Raw genomic sequence first — 17,955 nt, 5'->3', positions numbered from 1 at the left:
GGCTAGTGCTTCGCTTCTATGGCTTGGAGGGGGGAGCCGGCCGGCCCCGACTGCTCAGGGCCGGCCGGCTGCCGATCAGACGTCCTCGACGGAGCTCGGCTCGCGGCGGCTGAGGTCGATGCCCAGCTCCTCCGCGGCCCGGAAGACCTCGTCGTCGGTGTCGCGCAGCTCGATCGCCTGCCCGTCGCCGGACAGCACCTCGACGTTGAGGCAGAGCGACTGCAGCTCCTTGAGCAACACCTTGAACGACTCGGGGATGCCCGGCTCGGGGATGTTCTCGCCCTTGACGATCGCCTCGTACACCTTGACGCGGCCGAGGATGTCGTCGGACTTGATGGTGAGCAGCTCCTGCAGCGCGTAGGCCGCGCCGTAGGCCTGCATCGCCCAGCACTCCATCTCGCCGAAGCGCTGACCACCGAACTGCGCCTTACCACCCAGCGGCTGCTGCGTGATCATCGAGTACGGGCCGGTCGAGCGGGCGTGGATCTTGTCGTCGACCAGGTGCAGCAGCTTCAGGATGTAGACGTAGCCCACCGAGATCGGCTCGGGGAACGGCTCGCCGGAGCGGCCGTCGAACAGCCGCGCCTTGCCGGTCTCCTGGACCATCCGGTTGCCGTCCCGGTTCGGGATCGTCGAGCCGAGCAGGCCGATGATCTCGTCCTCCTTGGCGCCGTCGAACACCGGCGTCGCGGTCCGGGTGCCGGGCGCGGCGGCCTTCGCGGCCTCGGGCAGGTTCTTCGCCCACTCCGGGTCGCCGTTGACCTCCCAGCCCTGCTTGGCGATCCACCCGAGGTGGGTCTCCAGCACCTGGCCGACGTTCATGCGGCCGGGCACGCCGAGCGGGTTGAGGACGATGTCCACGGGGGTGCCGTCCTCGAGGAACGGCATGTCCTCCTGCGGCAGGATCTTCGAGATGACGCCCTTGTTGCCGTGGCGCCCGGCGAGCTTGTCGCCGTCGGAGATCTTGCGCATCTGGGCGACGTAGACCCGGATCAGCTCGTTGACGCCGGCGGGCAGCTCGTCGCCGTCCTCGCGCGAGAACACGCGGACGCCGATGACCTTGCCGGACTCACCGTGCTTGACCTTCAGCGACGTGTCGCGCACCTCGCGCGCCTTCTCGCCGAAGATCGCGCGGAGCAGGCGCTCCTCGGGGGTCAGCTCGGTCTCGCCCTTCGGCGTCACCTTGCCGACGAGGATGTCGCCCGGGACGACCTCGGCACCGATGCGGATGATGCCGCGCTCGTCGAGGTCGGCGAGGACCTCCTCGGAGACGTTCGGGATGTCCCGGGTGATCTCCTCGGCGCCGAGCTTGGTGTCACGCGCGTCGACCTCGAACTCCTCGATGTGGATCGAGGACAGGACGTCGTCCTGCACGAGGCGCTGCGACAGGATGATCGCGTCCTCGTAGTTGTGGCCCTCCCACGGCATGAAGGCGACGAGCAGGTTCTTGCCCAGCGCCATCTCGCCCTGGTCGGTGCAGGGACCGTCGGCGATGACCTGGCCGACCTCGACGCGCTGGCCCTCGTCGACGACGGGGGTCTGGTTGATCGAGGTGCCCTGGTTCGAGCGGCGGAACTTCAGCAGCCGGTAGGTCTGCCGGGTGCCGTCGTCGGCCATGACGGTGACGTAGTCGGCGGTGGAGTCCTCGACCACACCGGCCTTCTCCGCCACGACGACGTCGCCGGCGTCGACGGCGGCCCGCAGCTCCATGCCGGTGCCGACCAGCGGGGCCTCGCTGCGCAGCAGCGGCACCGCCTGCCGCTGCATGTTGGCGCCCATGAGCGCGCGGTTGGCGTCGTCGTGCTCGAGGAACGGGATCATCGCGGTCGCGACCGAGGTCATCTGCCGCGGCGAGACGTCCATGTAGTCCACGTTCTCGGGGGCGAGGTAGTCGACCTCACCGCCCTTGGTGCGGACCAGGACGCGCTCCTCGGCGAGGCGACCCTGCGCGTCGAGCGGGCTGTTGGCCTGCGCGACGACGAAGCGGTCCTCCTCGTCGGCGGTCAGGTAGTCGATCTGGTCGGTGACCTGGCCGTCGACGACGCGCCGGTAGGGCGTCTCGATGAAGCCGAACGCGTTGACCCGGCCGTAGGAGGACAGCGAGCCGATCAGGCCGATGTTCGGGCCTTCCGGCGTCTCGATCGGGCACATCCGGCCGTAGTGGCTGGGGTGCACGTCGCGGACCTCCATGCCGGCCCGCTCGCGGCTCAGACCACCCGGACCCAGCGCCGACAGGCGGCGCTTGTGGGTCAGGCCCGCGAGCGGGTTGGTCTGGTCCATGAACTGGGACAGCTGGCTGGTGCCGAAGAACTCCTTGATGGAGGCGACGACCGGCCGGATGTTGATCAGGGTCTGCGGCGTGATCGCCTCGACGTCCTGGGTCGTCATCCGCTCGCGGACCACGCGCTCCATGCGGGAGAGGCCGACCCGGATCTGGTTCTGGATCAGCTCGCCGACGGTGCGCAGGCGGCGGTTGCCGAAGTGGTCGATGTCGTCGACGCCGTGGTCGGGCTCGCCGGCGTGGAGGCGCACGACGTACTCGATGGTGGCGACGATGTCGTCCTCGGTCAGCGTGCTGGTGCTCTGCGGCACCTCGACGCCCAGCTTCTTGTTGACCTTGTAGCGGCCGACCTTCGCCAGGTCGTAGCGCTTCGGGTTGAAGAAGAGGTTCTCCAGCAGCGCCTGCGCCGACTCGCGCGTCGGCGGCTCGCCCGGCCGCAGCTTGCGGTAGATGTCGAGGAGGGCCTCGTCCTGCCCGGCGACGTGGTCCTTCTCGAGGGTGGCGAGGACGGTGGGCGACCACTGGAAGTGCTCGCGGATCCGGTCCTCGGTCCAGCCCAGCGCCTTGAGCAGCACGGTGACCGGCTGGCGGCGCTTGCGGTCGATGCGGACGCCGACGGTGTCGCGCTTGTCGACGTCGAACTCCAGCCACGCACCGCGGCTGGGGATGACCTTGGCCGAGAAGACGTCCTTGTCGGAGGTCTTGTCCAGGGTCTTGTCGAAGTAGACGCCGGGGCTGCGGACCAGCTGCGAGACGACGACGCGCTCGGTCCCGTTGATGACGAAGGTGCCCTTGTTCGTCATGATCGGGAAGTCGCCCATGAACACCGTCTGCGACTTGATCTCGCCGGTGGTGTTGTTCATGAACTCGGCGGTGACGAACAGCGGCGCCGCGTAGGTCATGTCCTTGTCCTTGCACTCCTCGAGGGACGCCTTGACGTCCTCGAAGCGCGGGTTGGAGAAGGACAGCGACATCGAGCCGCTGAAGTCCTCGATCGGGGAGATCTCCTCGAGGATCTCGGCGAGGCCGCCGACGGCGGACTCCTGCTCCTCGGGCGAGAGCGTGGCCCGCCACTCGGGGCTGCCGATCAGCCAGTCGAACGAGGCGGTCTGCAGGGCGAGCAGATCCGGGACCTCGAGCGGCTCGGAGATCTTGGCGAACGAGACGCGGAGCGGAGCGCCGGGGATCTTCTGCTGGTCGGCCTCGCCGGTGCGGGGGCCGGCCTGCGGCGCGGGGGCGGTGCGGGTGGTGCCGGACTCGGTGGTGCTGGGGTTGATGCTGGTGGGGCGAGAGCCTGCCAAGATGCGTCCTTCCAAGGACCTCACGACGTGCGGGCGGTGGGTGCGGGTCGTCCTGGGTCGTCGTCGGTAATGGCGAGGCTGTCCGCGACGGCGGGCACCCGCTGGGACGGTCGACGAGGAGGCTCCGCCCGGTGGGATCCCGGGCAGCCGTCGTGACCCGTCTTCGCGGGCAGGCAGTCAGAGGGCAGCGCAACCGGAGACCCTACCCCTGCTGTTGCACGATGTCCACGTCGGGGGTACCGGTGCGACCGGTGCCACATCCGCGCGGACCGTGCTGGCCGGGAGACCGGCCGGCAGGGTGGTGCGCCGGGCCCATGATGCCAAAGCGGGCGCCCCGGTGGGACCGCCACGCCGCGGCCGGTCAGCTGGTCGTGAGCTGGGTGAGCTCGCTGATCTTCCAGTCGCCGTCGACCTGGAGCAGCCGGATACGCAGGGTCTGCACGCAGGACTGGGCGCCCTCGGGCGTGACCGAGCACTCCGATCCCTCGGGCGCCTCGCCGTTGCCGCTGGTCACCGACTTGGCCACGTACGAGCCGAAGACGACCACGGTCGCGGTGTCCTGGGCGTCGTTGACGTCCTGGAGCGCGACGTCGAGCACCTCGTAGCTGGTTGTCGCCGACACCTGTTCGTAGGTCTCGATGATCCCGCCCTGCCCGAGCTCCGCCTCGTACTGCTCGCGCAGGTCGCCGGTGAGGACGGCGAGCTTGCGCTGCACGCTCCCCTCGGAGTCCTGGTAGTCGTAGGCGTAGAGGTCCTCGACGGCGCTGCGCGCGGCGCTGAACACCGACGGGTCCACGTACCGGGGGTTCAGCCGCTCGTAGGTCAGCCAGGCCACGCCGGCGGCGGCGACCAGGCACAGCACGGCGAGCAGGGCGGCGAGCGCCGGGAAGCGGCGTCGGTCCCCCTCGGCGGCCGGCGTGCCGGCCGGCTCCCGCGCGGCCGTGCGCCGGCCGGTGGCGGTGCTCGCCGCGACCGGTGCCTCCTCGCGCTCGCGCCGGCTGCCGGCGACCCGGGGCCGCGGCGAGGGGCGCGCGGCGCGCGCCTGGGGGGTCGGCCGCGGGCGCGGCGTGGGGCGGGACCGGTCCTCCGGCGTCTGGGTCACGCGGTCACCGTCCCGAGATCCCGGACAGCATCCAGCGGCCGTCCACCTTCTGCAGCTCCACCTGGATGCGGTACTTCACGACCTGCGCCTGCTCGGCGACCGCGCTCTCCTGCGTCGACTGGATGACCAGCAGGGCCGTCGCGGCGGAGCCGTCGGCCTCGGTGACGCCCGCGCCGATGACCTCGGTGCTCACCACGGCCTGGGCCTCGGTGATCTGGTCGCGGCGCTCCTGCAGCTGCGCGACGGTCTCCTCGCGCAGGTCGCCGACGGCGATGCCCTCGACCTCGGCGATGTCGTCGTCGAGGGTCAGGTGGTCGAAGGAGGTCAGGTCGACCACGCCCGCTCGCGCCGCGAGCAGCGCCTCGTCGTGGTCGGCGGTGGTCACCGCCGAGCTGCCGGTGCGGGTGGCCCACAGCCACCCGCCGACGGCCAGCAGCGCGACCAGCAGCACGGCGAGGACGGGGACGAGCGGCAGGGTCGGACGGCCGCCGCGGCTGCGGCCGGGGGTCTCCTCGGCCGGCGTGGTGCCCTCAGCCCGCGCGTCCCCCTCCGCCGCGGGGAGCGGCTCGGGGGCGGTGCCGTCGATCGTTCCGGTGTCGGGCACCTCGCCGGGTGAGGTCTCCGTCGTCGTCACGTCGTCCTCCTCCCCTGCGCGCGTCCGGGCGTCGCTGGTCACCCGCGGTCCTCCTCGTCGTCTCGTGGTCGCCGGCGGCACACCGCTCAGCCCGCCGTGCGGGCGAACGGGACCGCGCCGCCCAGCAGGCCGCCGAGCAGGTCGTCCAGCCCACCCAGCAGACCGTCGAGGAGGCTACCGAGCGGCGGCAGGGATCCGGCGCCGCTCTGCGGACCGGAGCCGGCCACACCACCCGATCGGCCGATGTTCTGCTCGCCGCGGATGTTCGAGCCGTTCTCGTCGACGTCGTCGCCGGGGTTCGGGTCCGCCCCGTTGACGACGTCGCACCGGACCTGCTCGACGTCCGCGCTCGCCACGGCGTCGACGCTGCGCGTCTGCCCGGTCCCGTAGTAGCCGGAGGTGCAGGCGTGCGGGTCACCGGCGTTGAGGACGAACCCGAAGTGGGCCCGCATCTCCCCGCCGTCGTTGCGCACCACGCTGAAGCCGCCGGAGACGACGTCGGGGTAGGTGACCAGCAGCTGCTCGACGCCGTCCAGGCGCGGGATGGTCACCTCGTTGAGGATGTCCACGTTGCGGACGAGGGACCCGAGACCGGGCCCGGCGCGCTCGACCAGGTCCTGGAGCGCCTGCCCGCCGTCCGGGGCGTTGACCAGCAACCCGCGGATGTCCTGGTCGCTGCTCACCAGCGTGTCGCTCACCGCGCGCAGGTCGCTGGCCCACTGCTGGATCGCCGAGCGGCTGGCCACCTGCGTGTCGAGCACGGTGCGGCCGTCGGTGATCAGGGCCAGGGTCTGCGGCAGCGACTCCTCGGCGCGGGTGAGCAGCAGGTCGCCGTTGTCGATCAGCCGGCCCAGGTCGTCGCCGGCCCCGTTGAACGCCTGGCCCAGCTCGTCAACGACCGTGCGCAGGTCGTCCTGGTCGATCGAGCCGACCAGCCGGTCGACGTCGAGCAGCAGCTGCTCCACCGGCACCGGGATGCCCGTGCGGTCCTGCGGGATGACCGACCCGTCCTCGAGGTAGGGCCCCTCGTCGTCGTCGGGCTGCAGGTTCACGTACTGCTCCCCCACCGCGCTGCGGGTGGCGACGATCGCCCTCGTGCCGGCGGGGATGGGGTCGGTGTCGGGCTCGATGTCCATGACGACGCGGACGCCGTCCTCGAGCAGCTGCATGTCGCTGACCCGGCCCACGGAGACGCCCCGGTAGGTGACCTCGGCGTTGACGAAGATGCCGCCGGAGTCCTCGAAGTCCGCCGCCACCTCGTAGCCGCTGCCGAGCACCAGCCGGTCCAGGCCCACGTAGTTGAAGCCGAGGTAGGCCATGCCGAGGACGGCGACGGTGAGGAAGGCGATCAGCTGGAGCTTCGTCGTGCGGGTGATCACGGCCGGCCTCCCTGGAGGAGCGGGAGACCCAGCAGGCCCCCCGGCGACTGGGGCCCCGGCAGCAGACCGGTGACACCCTCGGGCAGGAGGCTGAACGTCGAGGCGTCGGGCGAGCCACCGCTCCCGCCGGTGGTGCCCTGGTTGCCGGGCGGCGTGCCCGGCTGACCGCAGGTGTCGCCCGCCAGGTCCTGGGGCTCGAGCTCCTCGAGCGCCCCGGTGACCGGGTCGACCAGGTAGCGGCACAGCGCCTGGGTGAGGTCCAGCTCCAGGGTCGCCGTCATGTTGGCGAAGAGCGCGTACCCCCCGGTCCGCTGGTCGACCCGGTAGTTCAGCGGCACGTCCCCGCCGTCGCCGGCGCCCAGCACGGAGCTGGCCGGGAAGGGGTAGGTGAGCAGCAGGTCCAGCGAGCCGGCCAGGTCCGGCCCCGCGGCGGCGAGCTGGGTGAGGATCGGCTGCAGGAGCCGCAGGTCCTCGACCGTGTTCTCCCCGGCCTGCTGGATGATCCGGGTCCCGACGTCGCCGAGACGGGCCAGGCTGTCGAGCATCTGCACCAGCAGGTCGCGCTGCTGCGTGATGACGTCGAGGCCCGGGCCGATCGTGTCGAGGGCGGTCTCGAGCGTGCCGGTGCGCTCGGCCAGGGTCCCGGCCAGCGCGTTCACGCTGTCCAGCGCCCGGTTGATCTCCGACTTCTGGTCGTCCAGCCCGCCGATCAGGGTGTCCAGCTGCTCCAACGTGGCGCGCAGGTCCGACTCGCGGCCCTCCATGACGTCGCCGAGCTCGCGGCTGATGGTCTGCAGCTGGGCCAGGCCGCCGCCGTTGAGCACCAGCGAGAGCGCGCCCAGGAGCTCCTCGACCTCGACGTTCCGGTTGGTGCGCGCCAGCGGGATCAGGGCGCCGTCCTCGAGCGTGCCCTGCGCCTGCTCACCGCCCGGCGCGGCGAGCTCCACGTACTTCTCCCCCAGCAGCGAGGACTGCTGGATCATCGCCACCGCGTTGGCCGGCAGCTCGACGTCGCCGTTGACCTTCAGCGTGACCCGTGCCGTCCAGTCGTCGCCGAGCTCGATCTCCTCCACCCGGCCCACGGGGACGTCCGCGACCCGGACGCCGGACTGCGGCACCAGGTCCAGGACGTCGAGGAACTCCACCTCGACCGTGTACGGGTCGTCACCCAGGTCGGCGCCGCCGGGCAGTCCGAACGAGTAGGCCCCGCGGAAGCCGCAGCCGGTGAGCAGCACCAGGGCCGCCGCGGCTGCCGCGGTCCGCGCGACGGGGCGGTTCACTGCTGGCCCCCGACGCTCGGGAAGCCGAGCAGCGGGCCCGACGCCGGCGCCGATGCGCCGCCGAACAGGGCCGTGAGCAGCTCCTGGAGGTCCGGGACGCCGTCGCCGTCGACGTCGTCGTAGGCGCCGTCGGCGTTCGCGTCGCCGGAGAGCAGCCGGCTGCAGATCCCGTCCAGCCGCGGCAGCTGCAGGCCGGGCGTGGCCGGGTCGAGGTCCAGATCCACCTGGAGCCGTCCGGCCGAGGACAGGATCTGGCAGACCATGACCTCGGGGCTGGTCGCCCCCAGCGAGTTGTCCCGGGTGTCGAGCGTGCCGTAGTCGGGGTTGTAGGCGTGGGACAGGTTGCCCAGCGCCGCGGGCGCCACGTCGAGCACCTCGGCCAGCGCCGACCGCTGCTGCACCAGGGCCAGGGTGACGTCGGCCAGCTTGTCGACGTTCGTGCTCAGCAGGTTGGTGTTGTCCCGCACGAAGCCGGCGACGTCGCCCAGCGCGGCCGACAGCAGCCGGACGGCCTCGGCCAGGTCCTCCCGCTCGGACTCGAGCAGGTCGGCGACCGCGGCCATGTTGTCGTTGAACTGCCCGACCTGGGCGTCGATCGTGGCCAGGGCGCTGGTGAAGGTCTGCAGGTTGTCGATCGAGTCGAACAGCCCGTCCCGGTTCTCCGCCAGCGTCTCGACCGCCTGCGAGAAGCCGGTGAGCGTGCGGTTGAGGTCGTCGCCGGTGCCGTCGAGGTTCTCCGCGCCGGTGGCCAGCAGGTCCTGCAGCGCGCCGTCGGCGTTGGCCCCGGTCGGGCCGAGCGCCACGGAGAGCTCGTCGAGCGCGCCGTACACCTGGTCGAGCTCCACCGGCGTCGCGGTGCGCTCCAGCGGCACCTCGGCGCCGTCCTCCATCGTCGCGCCGCCGGAGTAGACCGGCGAGAACTGGACGTAGCGGTCGGAGACCAGCGAGGGGGCGAGCACGACGGCGTCGGCGTCGGCCGGGATGTCGTAGTCCTCGTCGATGAGCATCTCCACCCGCACGCGGTCGCCCTCCGGCTCGACGGCGGTGATGTCACCGACCTCGATGCCCAGGATCCGCACGTCCGAGCCGGGGTAGAGCCCCACCGTCTGCCCGAACCAGGCCGTGACCCGGTACTGGCCGGCCGGCTTCAGGATCGTCCAGCCGACCGCCACGACCAGCACGAGCGCGGCGGCCAGCGCGACCCCGCGCTGCAGCGAGCCGCTCATCAGTTGCCCTCCGCACAGCTGATCGGGAGGCCCGCCACACCCGGGCCACCGCAGATGACGCTGCCGACGACGCCGGGCAGCAGGTTGTCCACGAAGCTGTCGAACCACCGGCCGTTGCCCAGGGTGTTGGTGAACACCCGGACGAACGGCGCGAGGTTGTTCACCGTCTGCGCCAGGTTGTCGCGGTTGCGCGCGAGGATGTCGGTGACCGTGCCGAGCTGCTGCAGCGCCGGGGTGAGCGCCTCGCGGTTGTCGGCCACCAGACCGGAGAGCTCGGTGCTCAGCCGCTGGGTGTTGGTGAGGATCGAGTCGATCAGCTGCCGCCGCTCCTGCACCTCGGTGAGCAGCGTGTTGGAGTCGAGGATCAGCTGGGTGAACTCCCCGTTCCGGTCGGCCAGGACCTCGGTGACCGAGCGGGTGGCCGTCAGCAGCTGCTCGAGCTGGGCGTCGCGCGAGGCGATCGTGTCCGACAGCCGGGCCAGGCCCTCCAGCGAGGTGCGCACCTCGTCCGGCGTCTCGGCGAAGGTCTCCGAGAGCACCTCGAAGGAGCTGGCCAGCTGGGCGGTGTCCAGCTCCTCGACGGTGGTCGAGAGGTCGGCGAAGGCCTCGACGACGTCGTAGGGCGAGGCGGTCCGCTCCAGCGGGATCGGCTGCTCCGGGTCGAGCTCCCCGGCCCCGCGCGGTACGAGCGCGACGTACTTCGCGCCGAGGACGGTCTCGATCTTGATGGCGGCCTCGGAGCGGTCGCCGACGAAGGCGTCCTCCACCCGGAACTCGACCATCACCGCGCCGTCCTCCAGGGACAGCTTCTCCACCTGGCCGACCTTGACGCCGGCGACCCGCACCGGGTCGTCGGGGCGCAGCCCGGCGGCCTCCGAGAACTGGGCGCGGTAGACCGTGCCGCCACCGATGAGGGGCAGCGACTGGGCGTTGAACGCCAGGAAGACCAGCACCGCGATGACGGTGAGGCTGATCGCGCCGATGGTGACCGGGTTGCGGTCGCGGAAGGGCCTGGGGTGCCGGGCCATCAGCCGCACCCCCGCTCGCCGTTGCTCAGGCCGTCGGCCGGGACGTTGACGCCGATCTCCTCGCCGGTCGCGGGGTCGGTCGCCGGCAGCACGAGGTAGCCGCTCGCCCCGCACAGGAAGAAGTTGAACCAGCTGCCGTTGATGGCCGTCCGCGTGATCAGGTCGATCTTGGTCGGCGCCAGCTGCAGGAAGCCCTCCAGGACGTCCCCGGTGTCGGCGAGGTTGCCGGACAGCTCGCCGAGCGCCCGGATGTCCGCGGCCAGCGGAGCGCGGGCGTCCTCGAGGAAGCCGGTGGTGGTCGCCGCGAGCTGGTCGACGGTCTGCAGCGAGTCGAAGATCGCCTCGCTGTCGCCGGCCAGCCCGGTCACGAACTGCTGCAGGCTCACGATCAGCCCGGAGAGCTGCTCGTCCCGGGCGGCCACGGAACCGAGCACCGTGCTCAGGTTGTCGATGACGCTGCCGATCACCGCGTCCTTGTCGGCGAGCGAGTCGGTCAGCGAGGCGACGTGCGCCAGCAGCCCCTCGATCGTGGCGCCCTCGCCCTGGAAGACCTGGATGATCTCGTAGGACAGCCGGTTCATGTCCGCCGGCGAGAGCGCCTGCAGCAGCGGCTGGAACCCCCCGAACAGGGTGGTCAGGTCCAGCGCCGGCCGCGTCTGCGCCAGCGGGATGACGTCGTCCTCCTCGAGGGTCCGACCGCCGGAGCCGTCGCCCTCGGTGAGCGCGACGTACCGCTGGCCGACGAGGTTGCGGTACTTGATCGTGGCCCGCACGCCCGCGGGCAGGGGCACGTCGGCGCTGACCTCCAACTCCACCTCGGCGGTCGGCCGCTCGGTGGTCTCGGCCAGGCCGATGCCGGTCACCTGCCCGACCCGCACGCCGGCGATCCGGACCTCGTCGCCCTTCACCAGGCCGGCCACGTCGCTGAACTCCGCGCGGTAGACGACCTGCTCGCCGTAGCCGGCGTTGGAGATGGTGCTCACCAGCACGTAGCTGGCCAGCACGGTCACCAGGATGAAGACGACCAGCTTGGTCAGCGGCCCGCCCAGACCGCGCAGCGCGCCCCTCACCGGAACGCCACCTGGGTCCCGCGCAGCAGCGGCGCCATCGTCGAGGCGGCGAGGTCGCTCACGTCCGCGGGCTCCCGTCCGGTCTGGTAGGCGAGGATGTTGCGCACGAAGTCCAGCTCCGCTGTCGATCCGGCCAGGCTGGGCGGCAGGGAGTTGCCCAGCTGCGGGTTGTTGGGGTCGCCCGCGCCCTCCGGGACGTCCTCCGGTCCGCGACCGCCCAGGCAGTTGGGGTTGCCCGAGAGCGGGTTGTCCGGGGAGTCGACGCCGTCCAGCGGCGGGACGGGGCAGTAGTACTCGCCCTGGGCGGCCGCCGCGATCAGCCCGTCGATGTCGGTCAGCCCCCGGCAGTCCGGCCCGCTCTGGTCCAGGTACTCGGGCTGGTCACCCGGCACGTAGGGGTTGCGGGGCGGCAGCGTGACGGTGATGTTCAGGTTCAGCGCGGGATCCCCGTCGGCGCCGAACGCCTCGCTGATCATCGGGTTGAACCGGGTCAGGCCGTCGAGCAGGCAGGGGTACTCGGGCGAGTACTCGGCGAAGACGCCGAGCACCGGCCGCGACGTCGCCGCCAGCGAGATCAGGTTGGCCTCGTTGGTCTCGAGGAAGCCGGCCGTGACCGCGCCGGCGGCGTCGCCGACGCTGAACGTGCGGCGCAGCTGCTCGGACTGGTCGACCAGCGTCGTGCTCGTGACGGCGAGGTTGTCCAGCACCGCGAGCAGGTCGTCGGCCGCCGACTCGTAGGTGTCGGCGAAGTCGGCGAGGCCGGAGATGTCGGCCTGCAGGTCGGGCAGCACCGTGTTCAGGTCGCTGACGTAGGTGCCGACCGAGGCCAGGTTCTCCCCGAGCGAGTCGCCGCGACCGCGCAGGGCGTCGGCCACCGCGCCGAGGGTGTAGGAGAGGTCGGCCGGCTCCACCGCCTGCAGCAGCGGGAGCAGGTCGTCGACCACCCGCTGCAGCTCGATGGCGTTCTCGCTGCGGTCCTGGCCGATGACGTCGCCCTCGGCCAGGCGCTCGGCCGTCGGCTGCTCGGGGATCTCCAGGGAGACGAAGCGCTCCCCGAACAGCGTCTTGGGCAGCAGCCGCGCGGTGACGTCGGCCGGGATCTGCTCCACGGCCTCCGGCTTGAGCGCCAGCTCGATGCGCGCGCCGTCCATGTCCGCCGACACGTCGCGCACCTCGCCCACGATCACGCCGCGGACCTTGACGTCGGACGCCTCCTTGAGCTGGTTGCCCGCGGTGTCGGTCTCCAGCGTCACCTCGACGACGTCGGTGAACGCCTTGTTGTAGGTGGCCACCGCCAGCCCGAGCAGCGTCACCAGGACGACGAGGAACGCCAGCCCCTGGATGCGCCGGCGGAGGACCGCCCCTCTCCCGGAACTCATCGCCGCGTCACCCCGCGATCCGCACGGTCGTCGTGGAGCCCCAGATGGCCAGGGACAGGAACAGGTCGATGACCATCACGGCCACGATGGAGAAGCGCACCGCGCGACCCACGGCCAGGCCGACACCCGCCGGCCCGCCGCTGGCGCGGTAGCCGTAGTAGCAGTGGCTCAGGATGATCACCACGGCGAAGACCAGCACCTTGCCGAAGGACCAGAAGACGTCCACCGGTGGCAGGAACAGGTTGAAGTAGTGGTCGTAGGTGCCCGGGGACTGCCCGTAGGCCTGCGTCGTGATGGTGCGGGTGGCGAAGTAGCTGCTGAGCAGCCCGAGCACGTAGAGCGGGACGACGGCGATGAAGCCGGCCACGATGCGGGTGGTGACCAGGAAGGGCAGCGACGGCACGCCCATCACCTCGAGGGCGTCGATCTCCTCGTTGATCCGCATGGCGCCGATCTGGGCGGTGAAGCCGCAGCCGACGGTGGCCGACAGCGCCAGCCCGGCCACCAGCGGGGCGATCTCGCGGGTGTTGAAGTACGCCGAGAGGAAGCCGGTGAACGCCGAGGTGCCCAGCTGGTCCAGCGCCGCGTAGCCCTGCAGGCCGACCTCGGTGCCGGTGAAGAACGACAGGAACGCGATCACGCCGACCGTGCCGCCGATGACCGCCAGGGCACCGCTGCCGAAGGTGACCTCGGCCAGCAGCCGCATGACCTCGCGCATGTAGCGCCGCAGGGTGCGCGGGGTCCAGGCCAGCGCGCGGCCGTAGAACCCCAGCTGGTCGCCGAGGTCCTCCAGGGTGTCCAGCGGCCGGCGGCCGACCCGCTTGATCCGGCGCCAGCCCAGCCGGAACCGGTCGGTGGTGGACAGGAGCGCCATCACGCCCCCTTCGCCGGGACGAGCTGGAAGTACAGCGCCGTCATGACGAAGTTGACCGCGAACAGCAGCAGGAAGGTGATGACGACGGACTGGTTGACCGCGTCGCCGACGCCCTTGGGCCCACCTCCGGCGTTGAGCCCCTTGTAGGACGCGACGATGCCGGCGATCAACCCGAAGACCAGCGCCTTGATCTCGCCGGACCAGAAGTCGGCGACCTGGGCGAGCGCGCTGAAGGAGGCCAGGTAGGCCCCCGGCGTCCCGCCCTGGAGGACGACGTTGAAGAAGTAGCCGCCGGCGACGCCGACGACGCTCACCAGGCCGTTGAGCAGGACGGCGACCAGCATCGCGGCGAGCACCCGGGGCACCACGAGGCGCTGGATGGGGCTGATGCCCAGCACTTCCATGGCGTCGATCTCGTCGCGGATCTTCCGGGCGCCGAGGTCGGCGCAGATCGCCGAGCCGCCCGCGCCGGCGATCAGCAGCGCGGTGACGATCGGGCTGGCCTCGCGGAGCACCGCCAGCACCGCCGCGGAGCCGGTGAACGACTCGGCGCCGAGCTGCCGCGTCAGCGAGCCCAGCTGCAGCGCGATGACGGCGCCGAACGGGATCGCGACCAGGGCCGTCGGGACGATGGTGACGCTGGCGACGAACCAGGTCTGCTGGATGAACTCGCGGATCTGGAACGGCCGCTTCGGCAGCGCCCGCATGGTGTCGAGCGCGAACGCGAAGAGGTTGCCGCTGGCCTTGAGGGGCCGGGTCGGTGAGAGCTTGCCGTCGAGCAGCCCGGGCGCGCGGGGCTCCTCGGTGGCGGTCACGCCTCGTCCCCCTGCCGGGGGATCACCGCGGTGGCGGTCGAGCCGGCCGGCCGGCCGTCGATGCCGTGCGCGCCGGCCTCCGGGGCCCAGTGCCGGCCGCCGGCGCGGGTCGGCTCGAAGGCGCCGGAGTCGGCCATGGCGAGCAGGTCGTCGGGCAGCGACTTGCGGATCTCGGCCGCCGTCTGCTCGTCGAACTCGTGCAGCATCCGGGCCACCCGCTCCTGCCGGCGCCGCTCGGCCTTGCGCTCGGGCAGGCCCTCGGTGGGGGTCAGCTGCGGCGGGACGGCGTCGCCGCCGGAGGCACCCTTGGGGCCGACGCCGTTGTGCGCGTCGCCGCCGCGGGCCTCCAGCGCGGCCATCTCGGCCTCGACCTGCGCGACGTCCTTCTCCTCGGACATGCCGATCGGGCCCTCGCGGCGGCCGTTGAGGAACTGCCGGACGACGGGCTCCTGCGAGGTGAGCAGCTGCTCGCGGGGACCGAACATGACCAGGTTGCGGCGGAACAGCAGACCCAGGTTGTCGGGCACGGTGCGGGCGGTGCCGATGTCGTGCGTGACGATCAGGAAGGTGGCGTCGATCTGCGCGTTGAGGTCGACGATCAGCTGGTTGAGGTACGCCACGCGCACCGGGTCGAGGCCGGAGTCGGGCTCGTCGAACAGGATGATCTCCGGGTCGAGCACGAGCGCGCGGGCCAGCCCGGCGCGCTTGCGCATGCCACCGGAGATCTCACCGGGGAGCTTCCCCTCGGCGCCCTGCAGGCCGACCATGTCCATCTTCTCGAGGACGATCCGCTTGACCTCGGACTCGCTCTTCCTGGTGTGCTCGCGGAGCGGGAAGGCGATGTTGTCGTAGAGGTTCATCGACCCGAACAGCGCGCCGTCCTGGAACAGCACGCCGAACAGCTTCCGGACCTCGTAGAGCTTGTGCTCGCTGGTCCGCACGATGTCGGTGTCGTTGATGACGATCGAGCCCTTCTCGGGCTTGAGCAGACCGACCAGCGACTTGAGGAACACCGACTTGCCGGTGCCGGACGGGCCGAGGAGCACGGAGATCTCCCCGGGCGGCAGCGTGAGCGTGACGTCGCTCCAGATGTTCTGGCTGCCGAACGACTTCGTCAGCCCCTCGACCTGCACTGCGACGCCCACGACACCTGCCTCCCGCTCCGGCTGCGCTGCCGGTTCCCCGCCCCGCCGCGTTGGCGAGCCCCGGCAGTGTGCGGCAGTTCGGAGCCCTCCGCATCCGGACGGTTCCGGGCCGCACCCACTACCGGTGAGTAACGAATGCCCGGGGCAGAGGTTACGTGTGTCACGCAGTTCCCGTGACCCGGGTCTCCGTGCACCGCCCGGACGGGGGTCCTCCGACCGGGAGAACGCAGCAGGGCCGCCCTCCCGGAGGAGGACGGCCCTGCTGTCGAGCGGTGGTGCTCACCCGGCGAGCGCCGGGTGGGGGGTCACTTGACGGTGACGGTGGCGCCGGCGCCCTCGAGGGCGGCCTTGGCCTTCTCCGCGGCGTCCTTGGCGACCTTCTCCAGGATCGGCTTCGGAGCGTTGTCGACCAGGTCCTTGGCCTCCTTGAGGCCGAGCGAGGTCAGACCGCGCACCTCCTTGATGACCTGGATCTTCTTGTCGCCGGCAGCCTCGAGGATGACGTCGAACTCGTCCTGCTCCTCGGCGGCGGCAGCGCCACCGTCGCCGCCACCGGCGGCGGGAGCGGCCGCGACGGCCACGGGGGCAGCAGCGGTGACCTCGAAGGTCTCCTCGAACTGCTTCACGAAGTCGGACAGCTCGAGGAGGGTCATCTCCTTGAACGCGTCGAGCAGCTCGGCGCTGGAAAGCTTGGCCATCTGTATCTCCTTGTGGGTCAGGCGTCGCTGGCCGCGGCGTCCGCGGCAGCGTCGGTGGTGTCGGGGGTGGTGTCAGCAGCAGCGGTGTCGTCGGCGGCAGGAGCGGCGGCCTCGGCCGGGGCGTCGGCGGCCTTCTTCTCCTGCAGCGCGGCGGCCAGACGGGCGACCTGCGACAGCGGGGCCTGGAACAGCCCGGCAGCCTTGGTCAGGTTGCCCTTCATCGCGCCGGCCAGCTTGGCCAGCAGGACCTCACGGGGCTCGACGTCGGCGAGGCGGGTGACCTCGGCGGCGTCGACCGTGCGTCCGTCGACCACGCCGCCCTTGACGACGAGCAGCGGGTTGGCGCGCGCGAAGTCACGGATGGCCTTGGCCGCGTTCACCGGGTCGCCCTCGATGAAGGCGATCGCGGTGGGGCCGTTGAGCAGCGGGCCGAGGTCGGAGAAACCGACCGAGTCCGCTGCCCGCTTCGTCAGGGTGTTCTTGACGACGGCGTAGCTGCTGCCCTCACCGAGGGAACGGCGCAGCTCGGTCAGCTGCGCCACGGTCAGCCCGCGGTACTCGGTGAGCACCGCCGCACTCGAGTTCTGGAACCGCTCGGTGATCTCGTCGATCACCGCGGCCTTCGCCTGCGTGGGCATGGGCCTCCTCTCGTCTGTCGGGCGACCACCGGCCGTTGCACGACCTCGTGCGATCACGCGATGCGATGAGGGCCCCGGAGACGAGGAACGCCCCGGCGCAGGGCGCACGGGGCGAGGGGCGGGCGCGAGCACCTGCCGATCGAACCGTCCTCCTGCGCGGGTCGCCCGGAGCTCCGGGACCTTCGATCGCACGCGGACGTGCGACGACCTGCGGTCTTGGGGGGAACGTCGACGAGAGTACACGACGCACGACGAGGGCCCCGCCGCGCGGGTGCGCAGCGGGGCCCTCGTGAGGTGGTGCGGCCTTACGCGGTGGGCTCGTCCACCGTCAGGTTGCGGGTGCGGTTCGGGTCGACCGGGATGCCCGGGCCCATGGTCGTCGAGATGGTGACCTTCTTGACGTACCGCCCCTTGGCGGCCGACGGCTTGGCGCGCAGCACCTCGTCGAGGGCGGCGGCGTAGTTCTCGACCAGCTTGGTCTCGTCGAAGGACGCCTTGCCGATGACCAGGTGCAGGTTGGCCTGCTTGTCGACGCGGAAGTTGATCTTCCCGCCCTTGATGTCGTTGACGGCCTTGGTGACGTCGGGGGTCACCGTGCCGGTCTTCGGGTTCGGCATCAGGCCGCGGGGGCCGAGGATGCGGGCGATCCGGCCGACCTTGGCCATCTGGTCCGGCGTCGCGATCGCGGCGTCGAAGTCCAGGAAGCCGCCCTGGATGCGCTCGATCAGGTCGTCCGAGCCGACGACGTCGGCGCCGGCGGCCTCGGCCTCGGCGGCCTTGTCACCGGTCGCGAAGACGATGACGCGGGCGGTCTTGCCGGTGCCGTGCGGCAGGTTGACCGTGCCGCGGACCATCTGGTCGGCCTTGCGCGGGTCGACGCCCAGGCGCATGGCGACCTCGACGGTGGCGTCGTAGGACGTCGTCGACGTCTCCTTGGCCAGCTTGGCGGCCTGGAGGGGGCTGTAGAGGTTCTCGCGGTCGACCTTCTCCGCGACCGCGCGGTACTTCTTGCCGTGCTTCGCCATGGTGGTTCCTCTCCGGGGGCTCGCCGCGACGGCGGAGCCCCGGTCGTGTGGTTCACGGGCCTGGCGTGGCCCTCCCACGG

Annotated in this window: 14 protein-coding genes and 1 pseudogene; all 15 read right to left on the bottom strand. The window is 71.5% G+C overall.

Annotated features, from left to right (window positions below):
- Window positions 1-75: 75 nt before the first annotated feature.
- Window positions 76-3,468 carry a DNA-directed RNA polymerase subunit beta gene (gene rpoB / locus DQ241_RS03620; RefSeq protein ID WP_158545869.1) on the bottom strand — a complete coding sequence of 1,131 codons (3,393 nt, stop codon included), beginning with the start codon at window positions 3,466-3,468 and terminating at the stop codon, window positions 76-78.
- Window positions 3,469-3,943: 475 nt separating this feature from the next.
- Window positions 3,944-4,684, bottom strand: a complete 741-nt coding sequence (locus DQ241_RS03615; protein WP_113828732.1) for a hypothetical protein — start codon at window positions 4,682-4,684, stop codon at window positions 3,944-3,946.
- 4 nt (window positions 4,685-4,688) lie between these two features.
- On the bottom strand, window positions 4,689-5,360 hold the full coding sequence (locus tag DQ241_RS03610) for a hypothetical protein (protein WP_113828731.1): 672 nt from the start codon (window positions 5,358-5,360) through the stop codon (window positions 4,689-4,691).
- Between the two features lie 44 nt (window positions 5,361-5,404).
- Window positions 5,405-6,697: an MlaD family protein gene (locus tag DQ241_RS03605; protein WP_113828730.1), complete on the bottom strand. Its 1,293-nt coding sequence runs from the start codon at window positions 6,695-6,697 to the stop codon at window positions 5,405-5,407.
- Window positions 6,694-7,977, bottom strand: a complete 1,284-nt coding sequence (locus DQ241_RS03600) for an MCE family protein (RefSeq protein WP_113828729.1) — start codon at window positions 7,975-7,977, stop codon at window positions 6,694-6,696. The genes DQ241_RS03605 and DQ241_RS03600 overlap by 4 nt, the downstream gene beginning before the upstream one ends.
- Window positions 7,974-9,203: an MCE family protein gene (locus DQ241_RS03595; RefSeq protein WP_113828728.1), complete on the bottom strand. Its 1,230-nt coding sequence runs from the start codon at window positions 9,201-9,203 to the stop codon at window positions 7,974-7,976. Before DQ241_RS03595 ends, DQ241_RS03600 begins: the two co-directional genes overlap by 4 nt.
- The gene (locus tag DQ241_RS03590; protein ID WP_113828953.1) at window positions 9,203-10,231 is read right to left on the bottom strand and encodes an MCE family protein; all 1,029 of its coding nucleotides are present in this window, start codon (window positions 10,229-10,231) and stop codon (window positions 9,203-9,205) included. The genes DQ241_RS03595 and DQ241_RS03590 overlap by 1 nt, the downstream gene beginning before the upstream one ends.
- Window positions 10,231-11,301, bottom strand: a complete 1,071-nt coding sequence (locus DQ241_RS03585) for an MCE family protein (protein ID WP_113828727.1) — start codon at window positions 11,299-11,301, stop codon at window positions 10,231-10,233. Before DQ241_RS03585 ends, DQ241_RS03590 begins: the two co-directional genes overlap by 1 nt.
- The gene (locus tag DQ241_RS03580; RefSeq protein ID WP_113828726.1) at window positions 11,298-12,680 is read right to left on the bottom strand and encodes an MCE family protein; all 1,383 of its coding nucleotides are present in this window, start codon (window positions 12,678-12,680) and stop codon (window positions 11,298-11,300) included. The genes DQ241_RS03585 and DQ241_RS03580 overlap by 4 nt, the downstream gene beginning before the upstream one ends.
- Window positions 12,681-12,687: 7 nt before the next feature.
- Window positions 12,688-13,554 carry an ABC transporter permease gene (locus tag DQ241_RS03575; RefSeq protein ID WP_113828952.1) on the bottom strand — a complete coding sequence of 289 codons (867 nt, stop codon included), beginning with the start codon at window positions 13,552-13,554 and terminating at the stop codon, window positions 12,688-12,690.
- Window positions 13,554-14,261, bottom strand: coding sequence for an ABC transporter permease (locus DQ241_RS03570; RefSeq protein WP_199584071.1), 708 nt, complete (start codon window positions 14,259-14,261; stop codon window positions 13,554-13,556). The genes DQ241_RS03575 and DQ241_RS03570 overlap by 1 nt, the downstream gene beginning before the upstream one ends.
- Window positions 14,262-14,365: 104 nt before the next feature.
- Window positions 14,366-15,514, bottom strand: coding sequence for an ABC transporter ATP-binding protein (locus tag DQ241_RS03565; RefSeq protein ID WP_113828725.1), 1,149 nt, complete (start codon window positions 15,512-15,514; stop codon window positions 14,366-14,368).
- Between the two features lie 305 nt (window positions 15,515-15,819).
- Complete coding sequence (rplL, locus tag DQ241_RS03560; RefSeq protein ID WP_104530058.1) at window positions 15,820-16,212, bottom strand: 50S ribosomal protein L7/L12; 393 nt, start codon at window positions 16,210-16,212, stop codon at window positions 15,820-15,822.
- A 110-nt stretch (window positions 16,213-16,322) separates the two neighbouring features.
- Window positions 16,323-16,850 (bottom strand): annotated as a pseudogene (rplJ, locus tag DQ241_RS03555) (50S ribosomal protein L10); the annotation flags it as partial.
- A gap of 305 nt (window positions 16,851-17,155) precedes the next feature.
- Window positions 17,156-17,875: a 50S ribosomal protein L1 gene (gene rplA / locus DQ241_RS03550; protein ID WP_113828723.1), complete on the bottom strand. Its 720-nt coding sequence runs from the start codon at window positions 17,873-17,875 to the stop codon at window positions 17,156-17,158.
- Window positions 17,876-17,955: the final 80 nt, after the last annotated feature.

Origin of the sequence: Blastococcus sp. TF02A-30 (genome assembly GCF_003319185.1) — a bacterium.
Classification (GTDB): domain Bacteria; phylum Actinomycetota; class Actinomycetes; order Mycobacteriales; family Geodermatophilaceae; genus Blastococcus.
Note: the sequence above shows the minus strand (reverse complement) of the source record. Positions and strands in the feature narration are given on the sequence as shown.